Annotated in this window: 12 protein-coding genes; 9 read left to right on the top strand and 3 right to left on the bottom strand. The window is 61.4% G+C overall.

What is annotated here, in order from left to right:
• Positions 1-7 precede the first annotated feature (7 nt).
• The 9 genes from pepP (at position 8) to gcvP (ending at position 12,035) form a co-directional block, all read left to right on the top strand.
• Entirely contained in the window at positions 8-1,342 is a 1,335-nt protein-coding gene (gene pepP, locus ACIPIZ_RS14025) for a Xaa-Pro aminopeptidase (RefSeq protein ID WP_064389484.1), read from the top strand.
• Positions 1,339-2,526, top strand: coding sequence for a 2-octaprenyl-6-methoxyphenyl hydroxylase (gene ubiH / locus ACIPIZ_RS14020; protein WP_122855275.1), 1,188 nt, complete (start codon positions 1,339-1,341; stop codon positions 2,524-2,526). The genes pepP and ubiH overlap by 4 nt, the downstream gene beginning before the upstream one ends.
• Complete coding sequence (locus ACIPIZ_RS14015) at positions 2,519-3,004, top strand: DUF4442 domain-containing protein (RefSeq protein WP_122660211.1); 486 nt, start codon at positions 2,519-2,521, stop codon at positions 3,002-3,004. Before ubiH ends, ACIPIZ_RS14015 begins: the two co-directional genes overlap by 8 nt.
• A gap of 9 nt (positions 3,005-3,013) precedes the next feature.
• A complete protein-coding gene (locus ACIPIZ_RS14010) occupies positions 3,014-4,231 on the top strand; it encodes a 2-octaprenyl-3-methyl-6-methoxy-1,4-benzoquinol hydroxylase (protein WP_177430973.1) in 1,218 nt (405 codons plus the stop codon).
• Positions 4,232-4,452: 221 nt separating this feature from the next.
• Positions 4,453-5,457 carry an extracellular solute-binding protein gene (locus ACIPIZ_RS14005; RefSeq protein WP_401165764.1) on the top strand — a complete coding sequence of 335 codons (1,005 nt, stop codon included), beginning with the start codon at positions 4,453-4,455 and terminating at the stop codon, positions 5,455-5,457.
• 164 nt (positions 5,458-5,621) lie between these two features.
• On the top strand, positions 5,622-7,238 hold the full coding sequence (locus ACIPIZ_RS14000) for an ABC transporter permease (RefSeq protein WP_401165762.1): 1,617 nt from the start codon (positions 5,622-5,624) through the stop codon (positions 7,236-7,238).
• A gap of 156 nt (positions 7,239-7,394) precedes the next feature.
• Positions 7,395-8,477: a glycine cleavage system aminomethyltransferase GcvT gene (gene gcvT / locus ACIPIZ_RS13995; protein ID WP_122660208.1), complete on the top strand. Its 1,083-nt coding sequence runs from the start codon at positions 7,395-7,397 to the stop codon at positions 8,475-8,477.
• Positions 8,478-8,527: 50 nt separating this feature from the next.
• A complete protein-coding gene (gene gcvH, locus ACIPIZ_RS13990; protein WP_064389477.1) occupies positions 8,528-8,911 on the top strand; it encodes a glycine cleavage system protein GcvH in 384 nt (127 codons plus the stop codon).
• A gap of 250 nt (positions 8,912-9,161) precedes the next feature.
• The gene (gene gcvP / locus ACIPIZ_RS13985) at positions 9,162-12,035 is read left to right on the top strand and encodes an aminomethyl-transferring glycine dehydrogenase (protein ID WP_401165759.1); all 2,874 of its coding nucleotides are present in this window, start codon (positions 9,162-9,164) and stop codon (positions 12,033-12,035) included.
• Between the two features lie 187 nt (positions 12,036-12,222).
• Here the strand turns inward: gcvP and ACIPIZ_RS13980 are convergent, their stop codons facing one another.
• The 3 genes from ACIPIZ_RS13980 to ACIPIZ_RS13970 form a co-directional block, all read right to left on the bottom strand.
• On the bottom strand, positions 12,223-12,543 hold the full coding sequence (locus tag ACIPIZ_RS13980) for a DUF2388 domain-containing protein (protein WP_171057234.1): 321 nt from the start codon (positions 12,541-12,543) through the stop codon (positions 12,223-12,225).
• Between the two features lie 66 nt (positions 12,544-12,609).
• Positions 12,610-14,394 (bottom strand): GspE/PulE family protein, encoded by a 1,785-nt coding sequence (locus ACIPIZ_RS13975; RefSeq protein ID WP_064389475.1) that lies wholly within the window; start codon positions 14,392-14,394, stop codon positions 12,610-12,612.
• A 92-nt stretch (positions 14,395-14,486) separates the two neighbouring features.
• Entirely contained in the window at positions 14,487-14,825 is a 339-nt protein-coding gene (locus ACIPIZ_RS13970) for a hypothetical protein (protein ID WP_401165756.1), read from the bottom strand.
• Positions 14,826-14,902 lie beyond the last annotated feature (77 nt).

The raw sequence follows: 14,902 nt of genomic DNA, 5'->3' as shown, positions 1-14,902 counted from the left end.
TCTGCCCATGACCCATATCCCCAAAGCGGAATACAGCCGTCGCCGCAAGGCCCTGATGGCGCAGATGGAACCCAACAGCATCGCGATCCTGCCGGCCGCCGCGGTGGCGATACGCAACCGCGACGTCGAGCACGTCTACCGTCAGGACAGCGACTTTCAGTACCTCAGCGGGTTTCCCGAGCCGCAAGCCGTCATCGTCTTGATGCCCGGCCGCGAGCATGGTGAATACGTGCTGTTCTGCCGTGAACGCAACGCCGAACGCGAATTGTGGGACGGCTTGCGCGCAGGACAAGAGGGTGCGATCCGCGACTTCGGCGCCGACGACGCCTTCCCGATCACCGACATCGACGACATTCTCCCGGGCCTGATCGAAGGCCGCGACCGGGTGTATTCGGCGATGGGCAGCAACCCCGAATTCGACCGGCATCTGATGGACTGGATCAACGTGATCCGCTCCAAGGCGCACCTCGGTGCCCAGCCGCCGAACGAATTCGTTGCGCTGGATCATCTGCTGCACGACATGCGCCTGTATAAATCGGCGGCAGAGGTGAAGGTGATGCGCGAAGCCGCACGGATCTCGGCGCAGGCGCATATTCGCGCTATGCAGGCCAGTCGGGCCGGGCTCTACGAGTACAGCCTCGAAGCCGAGCTCGATTACGAATTCCGCAAGGGCGGGGCGAAAATGCCGGCCTACGGTTCGATCGTCGCCGCCGGGCGCAACAGCTGCATCCTGCATTACCAGCAGAATGACGCGCTGCTCAAGGATGGCGATCTGGTGCTGATCGACGCCGGTTGCGAAATCGACTGCTACGCCAGCGACATCACCCGCACTTGGCCGGTCAACGGCAAGTTTTCGCCTGAGCAGAAAGCGATCTACGAATTGGTGCTGGCCTCGCAAGAAGCCGCGTTCGCCGAAATCGCCCCGAACAAGCACTGGAATCAGGCGCACGAGGCTACTGTCCGGGTGATCACCTCAGGGCTGGTGAAACTCGGTTTGTTACAGGGCGAGGTCGACGAGTTGATCGCCAGCGAAGCCTACAAAGCGTTTTACATGCACCGCGCCGGCCACTGGCTGGGCATGGATGTTCACGACGTCGGCGAGTACAAGGTCGGCGGCGAATGGCGCGTGCTGGAAGTCGGCATGGCGCTGACGGTGGAGCCGGGCATCTACATCGCCCCGGACAATCAAAACGTCGCGAAGAAATGGCGCGGCATTGGCGTGCGTATCGAGGACGACGTGGTCGTGACCAAGACAGGCTGTGAAATCCTCACCACCGGCGTACCGAAAACCGTCGCCGACATCGAAGCGCTGATGGCACAAGCAAGGACACACGCGGCATGAGTCGAGTCAATCTGGCAATCATCGGTGGCGGTCTGGTCGGCGCCAGTCTGGCGTTGGCCTTGCAGGCCGGGGCCAAGGCGCGCGGCTGGAAAATCGTGCTGATCGAACCGTTCGCTCCTGGTGACAGCTGGCAGCCGAGCTACGACGCACGTTCGTCGGCGCTGTCCTTCGGCTCGCGACAGATTTATCAACGCTTGGGCGTGTGGCAGGAAATCTCCCGCCGTGCCGAACCGATCAAACAGATTCACGTCTCCGATCGTGGCCGCTTCTCCACCGCGCGTTTGTCGGCGATGGAAGAGGGCGTGCCGGCGCTCGGTTATGTGGTGGAAAACGCTTGGCTCGGCCATTGCTTGTGGCAGCACGTCGATAAAGACGTGATCAGTTGGCGCTGCCCGGCGGAAGTCACGCGCATGGAACCGTTGCCCGACGGCTATCGCCTGACCCTCAACGATGAAACCACCCTCGAATGCGACCTTGCAGTGCTCGCCGATGGCGGTCGCTCCGGATTGCGCGAGCAGTTGGGCATCAACGTGCGCCAGCGTCCTTACAACCAGAGCGCGCTGATCGCCAACATCACCCCGAGCGAAGCGCACAACGGCATGGCTTTCGAGCGTTTCACCGACGAAGGGCCGATGGCGCTGTTGCCGCTGCCGGAAAACCGCTGCGCCTTGGTCTGGACCCGTTTGGGCATGGACGCGCAGCGTTTGGCTGACTTGAGCGAGCGTGATTTCCTCAGCGAATTGCAGGGCGTGTTCGGTTATCGCCTCGGCACGCTGAAACAGGTTGGTGCGCGGCATTTATATCCGCTGACGCTGGTCGAGGCCGAAGAGCAAGTGCGTTCGCATCTGGCCGTGCTCGGCAACGCGGCGCACAGCCTGCACCCGATTGCCGGGCAGGGTTTCAACCTGTCGTTGCGCGATGCCGATGCCTTGGCCGCTGCGCTGTTGGCCAGCGACAAACCGCTGGGCGATTTCGCCACGTTGCAGGCGTATCGCGAGCGTCAGCGTCTTGATCAGGACCTTACCGTCGGTTTTTCCGATCAGGTCACGCGCCTGTTCGGCAGCACGCAGCCGCTGGTTTCGCTGGGCCGTAATATCGGCTTGCTCGGTCTCGACCTGTTGCCGCCGGCCAAGCGCTGGTTTGCGCGTCAGGCCATGGGTTTGGGAACGCGTCCGGATGCTTAAGTGGTTGACCGCCAAATTTGGCAAGGCGCGACTGATGCGCTGGATCATGACGTTCTACCCGCCGTACCTCGGTGCCGGTGTGCGGGTTCGGCACATCAGTGATGACTTTCGCGATGTGCAGGTGTCGATGGGGTTGGGCTGGTACAACCGCAACTACGTCGGCACCCAGTTCGGCGGCAGCCTGTATTCGATGGTCGATCCGTTCTTCATGCTGATGCTCATGGAAAACCTTGGCTCGAAATACATCGTCTGGGACAAGGCCGCCGACATCGATTTCATTGCGCCGGGCAAAGGCCCGGTGTTCGCCCGCTTCAATATCGACGAAACCTTGCTCGACGAGATTCGCCGGCAGACCGCCAGTGGCGAGAAATACCTGCCGCAGTTGCAGGTCGACATTCATGACGGCGCCGGCAATCTGGTGGCGCGGGTCGGTAAAACCCTTTACGTGCGGCTCAAGCCGCAAGCGAGACAGGCTTAAAGCATGGACATGCGCGCAGATCTGCTGATTGTCGGAGCCGGAATGGTCGGCAGCGCCCTGGCGTTGGCGTTGCAGGACAGCGGGCTGGAAGTCCTGCTGCTCGACGGCAGCCCGCTGAGCGTCAAACCGTTCGACGCCGAAGCTGCTTTTGAACCGCGGGTGAGCGCCCTGTCAGCGGCCAGCCAGCGGATTCTCGAACGCCTCGGCGTGTGGGATGGCATCGCCGCTCGGCGCAGCAGCCCGTACACCGACATGCATGTGTGGGACGGCAGCGGCACCGGGCAGATTCATTTTTCGGCGAGCAGCGTGCATGCCGAAGTGCTTGGCCACATCGTCGAAAACCGCGTGGTGCAGGACGCCTTGCTTGACCGTTTGCACGATTGCGATCTGGGCATGCTCGCCAATGCGCGGCTGGAACAGATGCGCCGTTCGGGCGATGACTGGCTGCTGACGCTGGCCGATGGTCGGCAGTTGCGCGCACCGCTGGTGATTGCCGCTGACGGCGCCAACTCGGCCGTGCGACGCCTGACTGGCGTGGCGACGCGTGAGTGGGATTACTTGCATCACGCCATCGTTACCAGTGTGCGCAGCAGCAGGCCGCATCAGATGACCGCGTGGCAGCGCTTCACCGATCACGGGCCATTGGCGTTTCTGCCGCTGGAGCGTGACGGGCAGCAGGATTGGTGTTCGATCGTCTGGTCGACCACACCGAGTGAAGCCGAGCGTTTGATGGCGCTGGAGGAAGCGGATTTCTGCCGTGAGCTGGAACGTGCCTTTGAGGGGCGTCTCGGCGAAGTCATCAGCGCTGATCCGCGCTTGTGCGTGCCGCTGCGTCAGCGCCACGCCAAACGTTATGTGGCTGAAGGCCTGGCGTTGATCGGCGATGCGGCGCACACCATTCACCCGTTGGCAGGGCAAGGTGTGAACCTTGGTTTCCTTGATGCGGCGGTGCTGGCGGAAGTGCTGTTGCAGGCGGCAGAGCGCGGTGAGCGTTTGGCCGATGTGAAGGTGCTGAGCCGTTACGAGCGTCGGCGCATGCCACACAACCTCGCGTTGATGGCGGCGATGGAAGGGTTTGAGCGGCTGTTTCAGGCGGATCCGTTGCCGGTGCGCTGGTTGCGCAATGCCGGGTTGAAGCTGGTGGAGCAGATGCCGGAGGCGAAGGCGCTGTTTGTGCGTGAAGCCCTCGGGTTGACCGGGGATCTTCCGGCCCTCGCCAAACCTTGATCATTTCGTTGCTGCTGATGGCCTCATCGCGAGCAGGCTCACTCCTACAGGGGAGCGCATTTCAAATGTAGGAGTGAGCCTGCTCGCGATGGCGCCTGTCCAGGCACCACAATTTTCAAACTGTGCAACATCTGGTAACTCCTTCAAAAAGAGTTCGATTGAGGTGGTAAATGTGAGTCCTTATCATTTGGCCCACATTTCCCGACCGAGAGACCACTCCCATGTTGGCACCCAAGCGTCTTCTGACCGCAATGGCCCTGACCCTGATCGGCAGTACAACGGCCCAGGCCGCTGATGAGGTGGTGGTTTACTCGTCGCGCATCGATGAACTGATCAAACCGGTGTTCGATGCCTACACCGCCAAGACCGGGGTGAAGATCAAGTTCATCACCGACAAGGAAGCGCCGCTGATGCAGCGCATCAAAGCCGAAGGTGAAAGCGCCGCCGCCGACCTGCTGCTCACCGTGGATGCCGGCAACCTCTGGCAGGCCGAGCAAATGGGCATCCTCCAGCCGTTCACCTCGAAAACCATCGACGCCAACATTCCTCTGCAATATCGCTCATCCAGCCATGCGTGGACCGGCCTGAGTCTGCGCGCGCGGACCATCGCTTACTCCACCGAACGCGTGAAGCCGGGCGAATTGACCACCTACGAAGCGCTGGCCGACAAGAACTGGGAAGGGCGCTTGTGTCTGCGCACGGCGAAGAAGGTCTACAACCAGTCGCTGACCGCGACCATGATCGAAGTCCATGGCGCCGAGAAGACCGAAAAAATCCTCAAGGGCTGGGTCAACAACCTGTCCACTGATGTGTTCTCCGATGACGTCGCTGTGCTCGAAGCGATCAATGCCGGGCAGTGCGACGTCGGCATCGTCAACACTTACTACTACGGTCGCCTGCACAAGCAGAAGCCGGAGCTGCCGGTGAAACTGTTCTGGCCGAACCAGGCCGATCGCGGTGTGCACGTGAACCTGTCGGGCATCGGCCTGACCAAGCATGCGCCGCACCCGGAAGCGGCCAAGGCGCTGGTTGAATGGATGACCACGCCTGAGGCGCAGAAGATTTTTGCCGACGTGAACCAGGAGTTCCCGGCCAACCCGGCGGTGGCGCCTTCGGAAGAAGTGGCGGCGTGGGGCAAGTTTGTTGCCGATACGTTGCCGGTTGAAGTGGCGGGCAAGCGTCAGGCTGAAGCGATCCGGATGATGGATCGGGCGGGTTGGAACTGACTCGGCGTTTATACTGCGCCACGCGACACTGATCGTTCCCACGCTCTGCGTGGGAATGCATCCATCGACGCTCTGCGTCGTGCCGCCGACAGCGTGACGCAGAGCGTCACAGGATGTGTGCCCACGCAGAGCGTGGGCACAATCATTTGAACGAGACTGTTTCCTTGGCCCACCCCGCCCAACGCCGCTGGTACCCCATCGTCTTCGCCATTGCCGCGCTGGTGCTGTTGCCGCTGAGCGTTCTGCTGCTGTCCTGGCAGACCATCGACCAACAAATCTGGTCGCACCTGTGGCAAACCCAGATGCCGCGTCTGCTCGGCAACACGCTGACTCTGGTACTCGGCGTCGGCGTCGGCGTGACGCTGCTCGGCGTCAGCCTGGCCTGGCTTACCAGCCTCTGCGAATTCCCCGGGCGGCGCTGGCTCGACTGGGCGCTGATGCTGCCCTTCGCCATTCCCGCGTATGTGCTGGCCTTTGTCTTCGTCGGTCTGCTGGATTTCGCCGGCCCGGTGCAAACCCTGCTCAGGGAATGGTTCGGCACTGGCTTGCGCCTGCCACGGGTGCGCTCCACTGGCGGGGTGATTATCGTGCTGGTGCTGGTTTTCTATCCCTACGTCTACTTGCTGGCGCGTACTGCGTTTCTTGCGCAAGGCAAAGGCTTGATGGAAGCCGCACGGGTGCTCGGTAAATCGCCGTGGCAAGCCTTCTGGCGCGTAGCGTTGCCGATGGCACGCCCGGCCATTGGCGCCGGTGTGGCGCTGGCGCTGATGGAAACACTCGCTGATTTCGGTGCGGTGTCGGTGTTCAACTTCGACACCTTCACCACCGCGATCTACAAAACCTGGTACGGCTTCTTCAGCCTGTCGAGCGCGGCGCAACTGGCCAGTCTGTTGCTGCTGGTGGTGATGCTGGTGCTGTATGGCGAACGTCGTGCGCGCGGCGCCAACCGGGCGAGCAACGAGCGGCCTCGGGTGAAAGCGCTGTATCACCTACGCGGATTCAAGGCGCTCGCAGCGATGAGCTGGTGCGGACTGGTCTTCGCCTGCGCCTTCGTGATTCCGATGCTGCAACTGATTGTCTGGTTCTGGCAGCGTGGACGTTTCGACCTGGATGAGCGCTATGCCGGGCTGATCCTGCACACCCTCTATCTGGGTGGCATGGCGGCGTTGATTACCGTCAGCGTCGCGTTGTTGCTGGCCTTCGCCCGGCGACTGGCGCCGACGCCGGCGATCGACTCCGGCGTAGGCCTGGCCAATCTCGGTTACGCCCTGCCGGGCTCGGTGCTGGCGGTGTCGATCATGCTGGCGTTCAGTTACCTGGATCGCGAGCTGGTGATTCCGCTTTCGGGCTGGCTCGGCGGTGCGGGCAAACCGTTACTGCTGGGCAGTCTGGCGGCGTTGCTGATGGCGTATCTGGTGCGCTTTATCGCGGTCGCATACGGCCCGCTGGAAAATAGTCTGGCGCGTATACGGCCATCTTTGCCTGAAGCAGCACGTAGCCTCGGTGTCAGTGGGCCGCGACTGTTTTTCAAAGTGTATCTGCCACTGTTGTTGCCCGGCACGTTAAGCGCGGCGTTGCTGGTGTTCGTCGATGTGCTCAAGGAAATGCCCGCGACCCTGCTGATGCGCCCGTTTGGCTGGGATACGCTGGCGGTGCGGATCTTTGAAATGACCAGCGAAGGCGAATGGGCGCGGGCTTCGTTGCCGGCGCTGACCCTGGTTCTGGTTGGCTTGTTGCCGGTCATCGGCCTGATCCGCCGCTCGGCGCACCGAAACACTTAGTCGTCAGTCCTCAATCATGCGGCTACAATGCGCGGCATTCGGTGCGGTTCGTCTGACAGACCGGTTCGCTGGGATCGGCTGAGAGCCTTGTATATCAAGGCTTTCATCCCGTGCAGCGGCTGTCCGCACCCTCGCCACGCCCGGAAGGAGAAACCCATGGGACAGCGTACGCCTCTGTATGACCTGCATCTCGCCCTCGGCGCGAAGATGGTCGATTTTGGCGGTTGGGACATGCCACTGCATTACGGCTCGCAGGTCGAGGAGCACCACGAAGTGCGCCGCGATTGCGGGGTATTCGATGTATCCCACATGACCGTGATCGATGTCACCGGCTCCCAGGCCAAAACCTGGCTGCAGCATTTGCTGGCCAACGATGTCGACCGCCTGCACCGCCCCGGGCGTGCGTTGTACAGCACGATGCTCAATGAGCGCGGCGGCATCGTCGATGACATGATCGTCTACCGCCTCGAGGACGCTTATCGTCTGGTGTTCAACGCCTCCACCCGCGATCAGGATCTGGCCTGGATGAACGCGCAGCGCGGCGATTACGACGTGCAACTGCACGAGCGCTCCGAGCTGGCGATGCTCGCCATTCAAGGCCCGCAGGCCCGGCACAAGATTGCCGAACTGGTGACCCAGTCTCGCGCCACGCTGATCCAGCACCTCAAACCCTTCGAAGGCTACACCGACGGCGACTGGTTCATCGCCCGTACCGGCTACACCGGTGAGGATGGCCTGGAAATCTGTCTGCCCGCCAGTCAGGCGCCGGGGTTCTTCAACGACCTGGTCGGCGCCGGCATTTCGCCGATCGGCCTCGGTGCCCGCGACACCCTGCGGGTGGAAGCCGGGATGAATCTTTACGGTCAGGACATTCATCAAGACGTCTCGCCGCTGGCCTCGAACATGGCCTGGAGCATTGCTTGGGAACCGGCCTCGCGCCAGTTCATCGGCCGCGCTGCCGTTGAGGCGGAAAAAGCCGCCGGGGTTGCGCACAAACTGGTTGGTCTGGTGCTGGAAGAGCGCGGTGTTTTGCGCGCCCATCAGGTGGTTCGCATCGCCGATGTTGGCGAAGGGGAGATCACCAGTGGTAGTTTCTCTCCTACGCTAAGCAAATCGATTGCCCTGGCGCGTGTTCCAATGGCTACTGCCGACCGCGCCGAAGTGGAAATCCGTGGCAAGTGGTACCCGGTACGGGTGGTCAAACCGACCTTCGTACGCCATGGCAAAACCTTGATCTAACCTTTTTCCGGCGGGCATGACCGCTGACCCAATTCCCGAGGACACCGAAGATGAGCAATATCCCCGCTGAACTGCGTTTTGCCGAGAGTCATGAATGGGCACGTCTGGAAGCGGACGGCACCGTCACCGTGGGCATCAGCGATCACGCGCAGGAAGCGCTGGGCGACGTGGTGTTCGTCGAGCTGACCGAAGTCGGCAAAGTCTTCGCCGCTGAAGATCAAGCCGGTGTGGTTGAATCGGTGAAAGCCGCGTCCGACATCTATTCGCCGATCAGCGGTGAAGTCATCGCGGTCAACGAAGAGCTGGGTGGCTCCCCGGAACTGCTGAACTCCGACCCGTACGGCGCGTGGATCTTCAAGCTCAAGCCAAGCGACAAGGCCGAGCTGGACAAGCTGCTGGATGCTGCCGCTTACAAGGCTGCCATCGGCGAGTAAGCATTAAGCAACACCGCAAAGCCCCGACCCGTCGGGGCTTTTTCATGCACGATGCAATCCCCTGTAGGAGTGAGCCTGCTCGCGATAGCGGTGGGTCAGTCAGCTTTAAGGTGTCTGAAGGAACGCTATCGCGAGCAGGCTCACTCCTACAGGGGTATGCGGTGCACTGAAAATGGGTTGCCACATCGGCTGCTATGCTGGTTTGACCGTGTTGCATTGACGCCGAGCGCCAGCCAAGTGAGAGCCCGTCATGTCCCAGTTGCCGTCCCTGAGCCAGTTACGCGACCCTGATGCCTTCCTGCGCCGCCACCTCGGCCCCGATGCCGCCGAGCAACAAGCGATGCTCGACAGTCTCGGCCTCGGCAGCCGCGTCGAACTGATCGAACAGACCGTGCCGCCGGGCATTCGCTTCAATCGCGCACTGGATTTGCCACCGGCGCTGGATGAACAAGCCGCACTGGCCAAGCTGCGTGGTTACGCCGAGCAGAATCAGGTCTGGACCAGCCTGATCGGCATGGGCTACCACGGCACCCTCACCCCGACCGTTATCCTGCGCAATGTGCTGGAAAATCCCGGCTGGTACACCGCGTACACACCCTATCAACCGGAAATCGCCCAGGGCCGGCTCGAAGCGCTGCTGAATTTTCAGCAACTGACCATCGACCTCACCGGTCTGGAGTTGGCCAACGCCTCGCTGCTCGATGAAGCCACGGCAGCGGCGGAAGCGATGGCGCTGGCCAAGCGTGTGGCGAAGTCGAAGAGCAATCTGTTTTTCGTCGATGAGAACTGTCATCCGCAAACCATTTCCGTGGTGCAGACCCGCGCGGAAGGTTTCGGCTTCGAGCTGATTATCGACGCTGTGGACAACTTGAAACAGCATCAGGTGTTCGGCGCGCTGCTGCAGTATCCCGACACCCACGGCGAGATTCACGATCTGCGGCCCTTGATTGATCATCTGCATGCGCAACAGGCGCTGGCCTGCGTCGCGACGGATTTGTTGAGTCTGTTGTTGCTGACGCCGCCGGGCGAATTGGGCGCGGATGTAGTGTTCGGTTCGTCCCAGCGCTTTGGCGTGCCGATGGGTTACGGCGGCCCGCATGCGGCGTTCTTCGCCAGCCGTGAGGAATACAAACGGGCGATTCCCGGGCGGATCATCGGCGTGTCGAAGGACGCCCGGGGCAATGTGGCGCTGCGCATGGCCCTGCAAACCCGCGAGCAACATATCCGCCGCGAGAAGGCCAATTCGAACATCTGCACGGCGCAGGTGCTGCTGGCCAACATTGCCAGTTTCTACGCGGTCTATCACGGGCCGGAAGGTCTGAAGCGCATCGCTCAGCGGGTGCACCGGCTCACCTGCATTCTGGCGGCGGGACTTGAGCGAAAAGGCATCAACCGGTTCAATGCGCAGTTTTTCGACACGCTGACGCTGGACGTCGGCGGTGCGCAAACGGCGGTCATCGAAAGCGCTCAAGCTGCCCAGATCAATCTGAGAATACTCGGGCGCGGTCGAGTGGGGCTGAGTCTCGATGAGACGTGCGATGAGAGCACCGTGGCCAAGCTGTTCGATGTGCTGCTCGGTGCCGATCATGGATTGAACGTCGACGAACTTGATGCTGAAGCGCTTGTTTCCGGCATCCCCGACAGCCTCCAGCGCAAAACACCCTACCTGCGCCATCCGGTCTTCAACGCCCATCACAGCGAAACCGAGATGCTGCGCTACCTCAAACAACTGGAAAACAAGGATCTGGCACTCAATCAGTCGATGATCCCGCTGGGCTCCTGCACCATGAAACTCAACGCCACCAGCGAAATGATCCCGATCACCTGGCCGCAATTCGCCAACCTGCATCCGTTCGTGCCGCGCGAGCAAGCCGTCGGCTACACGCTGATGATCGAAGAGCTGGAGCGCTGGTTGTGCGCGATCACCGGATTCGATGCGATCTGCATGCAGCCCAATTCCGGTGCGCAGGGCGAATACGCCGGACTGCTGGCGATTCGCAAATACCACGAGAGCCGCCAGCAGGGCGGGCGCGATGTGTGCCTGATTCCGTCGTCGGCCCACGGCACCAACCCGGCCTCGGCGCAAATGGTCGGGTTACGGGTGGTGATCGTCGAGTGCGACGAGGCTGGCAACGTTGATCTTGATGACTTGAAAGCCAAGGCAGCGGAGGCCGGGGCAAAACTGTCGTGCCTGATGGCGACCTATCCGTCGACCCACGGCGTGTACGAGGAGGGCATCAGCGAAATCTGCGAAGTTATCCACCAGCATGGCGGTCAGGTGTACATGGACGGCGCCAACCTCAACGCGCAGGTCGGGTTGGCGCGGCCGGCGGACATTGGCGCTGACGTGTCGCACATGAATTTGCACAAGACCTTCTGCATTCCCCATGGCGGCGGCGGGCCGGGCATGGGGCCGATCGGCATTCGCGCGCATCTGGCGCCGTTTGTCGCCAATCATCCGGTGGTGCCAATCGATGGGCCGTTGGCGCAGAACGGCGCCGTCAGCGCGGCGCCATGGGGCAGTGCGAGTATTTTGCCGATCAGCTGGATGTACATCGCCATGATGGGCCCGCAACTGGCGGACGCCAGCGAGGTGGCGATTCTCGCGGCGAATTACCTGGCGCAGCATTTATCCGGTGCGTTCCCGGTGCTGTACACCGGGCGCAACGGCCGGGTCGCGCATGAATGCATTCTCGATTTGCGGCCATTGAAGGCGCTGACCGGAATCAGTGAGGAGGACGTCGCCAAGCGCTTGATGGATTACGGTTTCCATGCGCCGACCATGTCCTTCCCGGTGCCGGGGACGTTGATGGTCGAACCGACCGAGAGCGAATCGAAGGCTGAACTGGACCGGTTTATCGGCGCCATGTTGAGCATTCGTGCAGAAATCACCGAAGTGCAGAACGGCAATTGGCCGGCCGAGGACAACCCGCTCAAACGGGCACCGCATACGCTGGCGGATGTCACCGGAGTTTGGGAACGGCCCTACAGCATCGAGCAAGGCATCACCCCGGATGAGCACACCCAGGCGCACAAATATTGGCCGGCGGTGAATCGGGTCGATAACGTTTACGGTGACCGCAACCTGTTTTGCGCCTGCGTCCCGGTGGACGATTACCGCTGATACTCAGGTTTACACAGTTCCCCTGTAGGAGTGAGCCTGCTCGCGATAGCGGTGTATCAGGCAAATTCTCGGGTGACTGATACACCGCTATCGCGAGCAGGCTCACTCCTACAAGGGATTGTGGTGATCCTGTAATCCGGGCAAAAAAATGCCGCTCGATTGAGCGGCATCTTTGTGTGCGAAAGGCTTACTCGGAAGCAACCGCGTTCTTCGCCAGAATCGCATTGGCCAATTCCATATCAGTCGCCTGCAGGCCCGGATTGTCGGCGCGGACTTTCTGCATCGCTGCTTCCAGATACGGCCCACGAATGCCGCCGTCACTGGCGACGAAACTGCCGGCGTCGTCCTGGGCAGCGATGATCAGCTTGTGATCCTTGAAGGTCAGGTAGGTCGAACCGGTGGTGGCACCGGACGAGATGACGTTACGCCAAAAGCTGTCCGCCATGGCCGAACCAACGGGAAGGGACAGCAAGGCCAGTGTGGCGACAGCAAGTTTGAGACGCATGATGAGATGACTCCTGGGGGTTAACTGTGGCGTTGGATTGCCAATCCCCCGATCCAGTTCCGTGACGAGCTATTTCAGCTCACTCTGCGGCGTCACCCGCAGCACCTCCTCAACCGTCGTCAGCCCCGCCGCGACTTTCTGCGCACCGGACAGGCGCAGGCTGCGCATGCCTTCCTTGAACGCCTGGCGGCGGATTGCCGTGAGATCGGTGTCCGGGGTGATGAACGCCTTGAGGCTGTCGCTCAGTTGCATGATTTCATAGACCCCGGCGCGGCCGTGATAGCCGGTGTCGCGGCATTCGAGGCAGCCTATGGCGCGTTGCGCATTGCTCGGCAGCGGTGCCTGCCAAGGGCGGGTCAAGGTTTGCCAGTCTGGCTCTTCGAGATTCAACGGTGCCTTGCAGTACGGACACAAGGTGCGCACCAGACGCTGAGCCATGACCCCGAGCACGGTGGCCTTGATCAGGTAATGCGGTACGCCGAGTTCGAGCAGGCGACTGATCGCACTGGGGGCGTCGTTGGTGTGCAAAGTCGACAGCACCAAGTGCCCGGTGAGCGCGGCCTGAATGGCCATTTCGGCGGTTTCGAGGTCGCGGATCTCGCCGATCATGATGATGTCCGGGTCTTGCCGCATCAACGCACGCACGCCGGCGGCGAAGCTCAGGTCGATATTGTGCTGCACCTGCATCTGGTTGAACGCCGGCTCGACCATTTCGATCGGGTCTTCGATCGTGCAGAGGTTCACTTCCGGCGTCGCCAGTTTTTTCAGCGTGGTGTACAGCGTGGTGGTTTTACCCGAACCGGTTGGCCCGGTGACCAGAATGATGCCGTTGGGCTGACGGGTCATGTCCTGCCAGCGCCGCAGGTCATCGGCGCTGAAACCCAGTTGGTCGAAATCCTTGAGCAGCACGTCCGGATCGAAAATCCGCATGACCATTTTTTCGCCGAACGCAGTGGGCAACGTCGACAGGCGCAGCTCGACTTCGCCGCCGTCTGGAGTCTTGGTTTTGACCCGGCCGTCCTGGGGTTTGCGCTTCTCGGCGACATTCATTCGGCCCAGGCTTTTCAGGCGACTGACAATCGCCATGGTCACCTGCGGCGGGAATTGATAAACGTTGTGCAGCACGCCGTCGATACGAAACCGCACCGTGCCTTGCTCGCGCCGTGGTTCGATGTGGATATCGCTGGCGCGTTGCTGGAAGGCGTACTGGAACAGCCAGTCGACGATATTGACGATGTGCGCGTCGTTGGCATCTGGCTCCTGATCGCTGGCGCCGAGGTTAAGCAGTTGTTCGAAGTTGCCGAGGTTGCCGCCCTGGGCGTCGGCACTGCTGGCGCCGCTGACCGATTTTGCCAGGCGGAAAAACTCGACGCTGAAACGCTGGATATCCGCCGGGTTGGCCACGACCCGTTTGATCGGCAGTTTCAACACGTGAGTCAGATCGGCTTCCCAAGCGGTGACGTAGGGCTGGGCACTGGCCACGGTCACCGAATCGCGGTCAACCGCTATCGCGAGAATCCTGTGCCGTTGCGCGAAGGCGTAAGACATCAACGGGGTGATTGCGGCGACGTTGATTTTCAACGGGTCGATACGCAAATACGGCTGGCCGGCCTGCTGCGCCAGCCACAGGGTCAGGCTTTCCAGGTCGAGGTGTTTGCCCGGACGGCTGAGGTCGTCGAGCTGCTGGCTGGCGATGAATTCCAGCGGGTGCATCTGGCCATGGGCGGCGTGGCGGCGGCGGGCATTCAGCGCCTGCTCTGCAGCGTCCTGGCCGATAAAGCCTTGGGCGACCAGTTCACGCAACACATCATTGAGTTCCAGCCAGCGGTCCTGAGTGGCGAGTTGAACGGACATGCGGGCTTCCTTTTGAGCGACAGTGCGCAAAAGGATAGTCGCGGCCCCGCTGACCGTTGGGCCACTACCCGACGAAGGCGTTGCCGGATTTGTCAGCCAGCGGCTTGCGCAGGGGCGTCCCAAGCGCTGTCGGCGTTTTGCAGGTTCACCGAGCAAACACTGATCAGGTTACGAAGTTTTTCCGCGATCACTTGTGCGCGATGCCAGCTCAAACCGCCCATGACCAGGTCGATCGACATCACGTCGTCCATCCGCTGCACGTTGACCTGCTCGGGCGTGAGGAATTGCAGTGCGAACAGGTTGAGCACCCGCACCAGCAAGTCCGGCTCAGCCTCGGCAAGGATCTGATATTGCGCCAGGCAGTGGGCATTACTGACGTTCCAGACGTCAGCACGGGTAGGTGCGTTGTTCACGGCTTCAAGGTGCGGCATGGCCAATCTCCAAAATCTCTGGAGGAATTTTTACATTAGGTGCGGGGTATTTCTTGGCTATGATCGGCGTTATTGGC

The sequence above is a fragment of the Pseudomonas sp. NPDC087690 genome (assembly GCF_044743175.1).
In the GTDB taxonomy this organism is placed as follows: Bacteria; Pseudomonadota; Gammaproteobacteria; order Pseudomonadales; family Pseudomonadaceae; genus Aquipseudomonas.
This window is presented reverse-complemented; position numbering and strand designations above follow the sequence as displayed.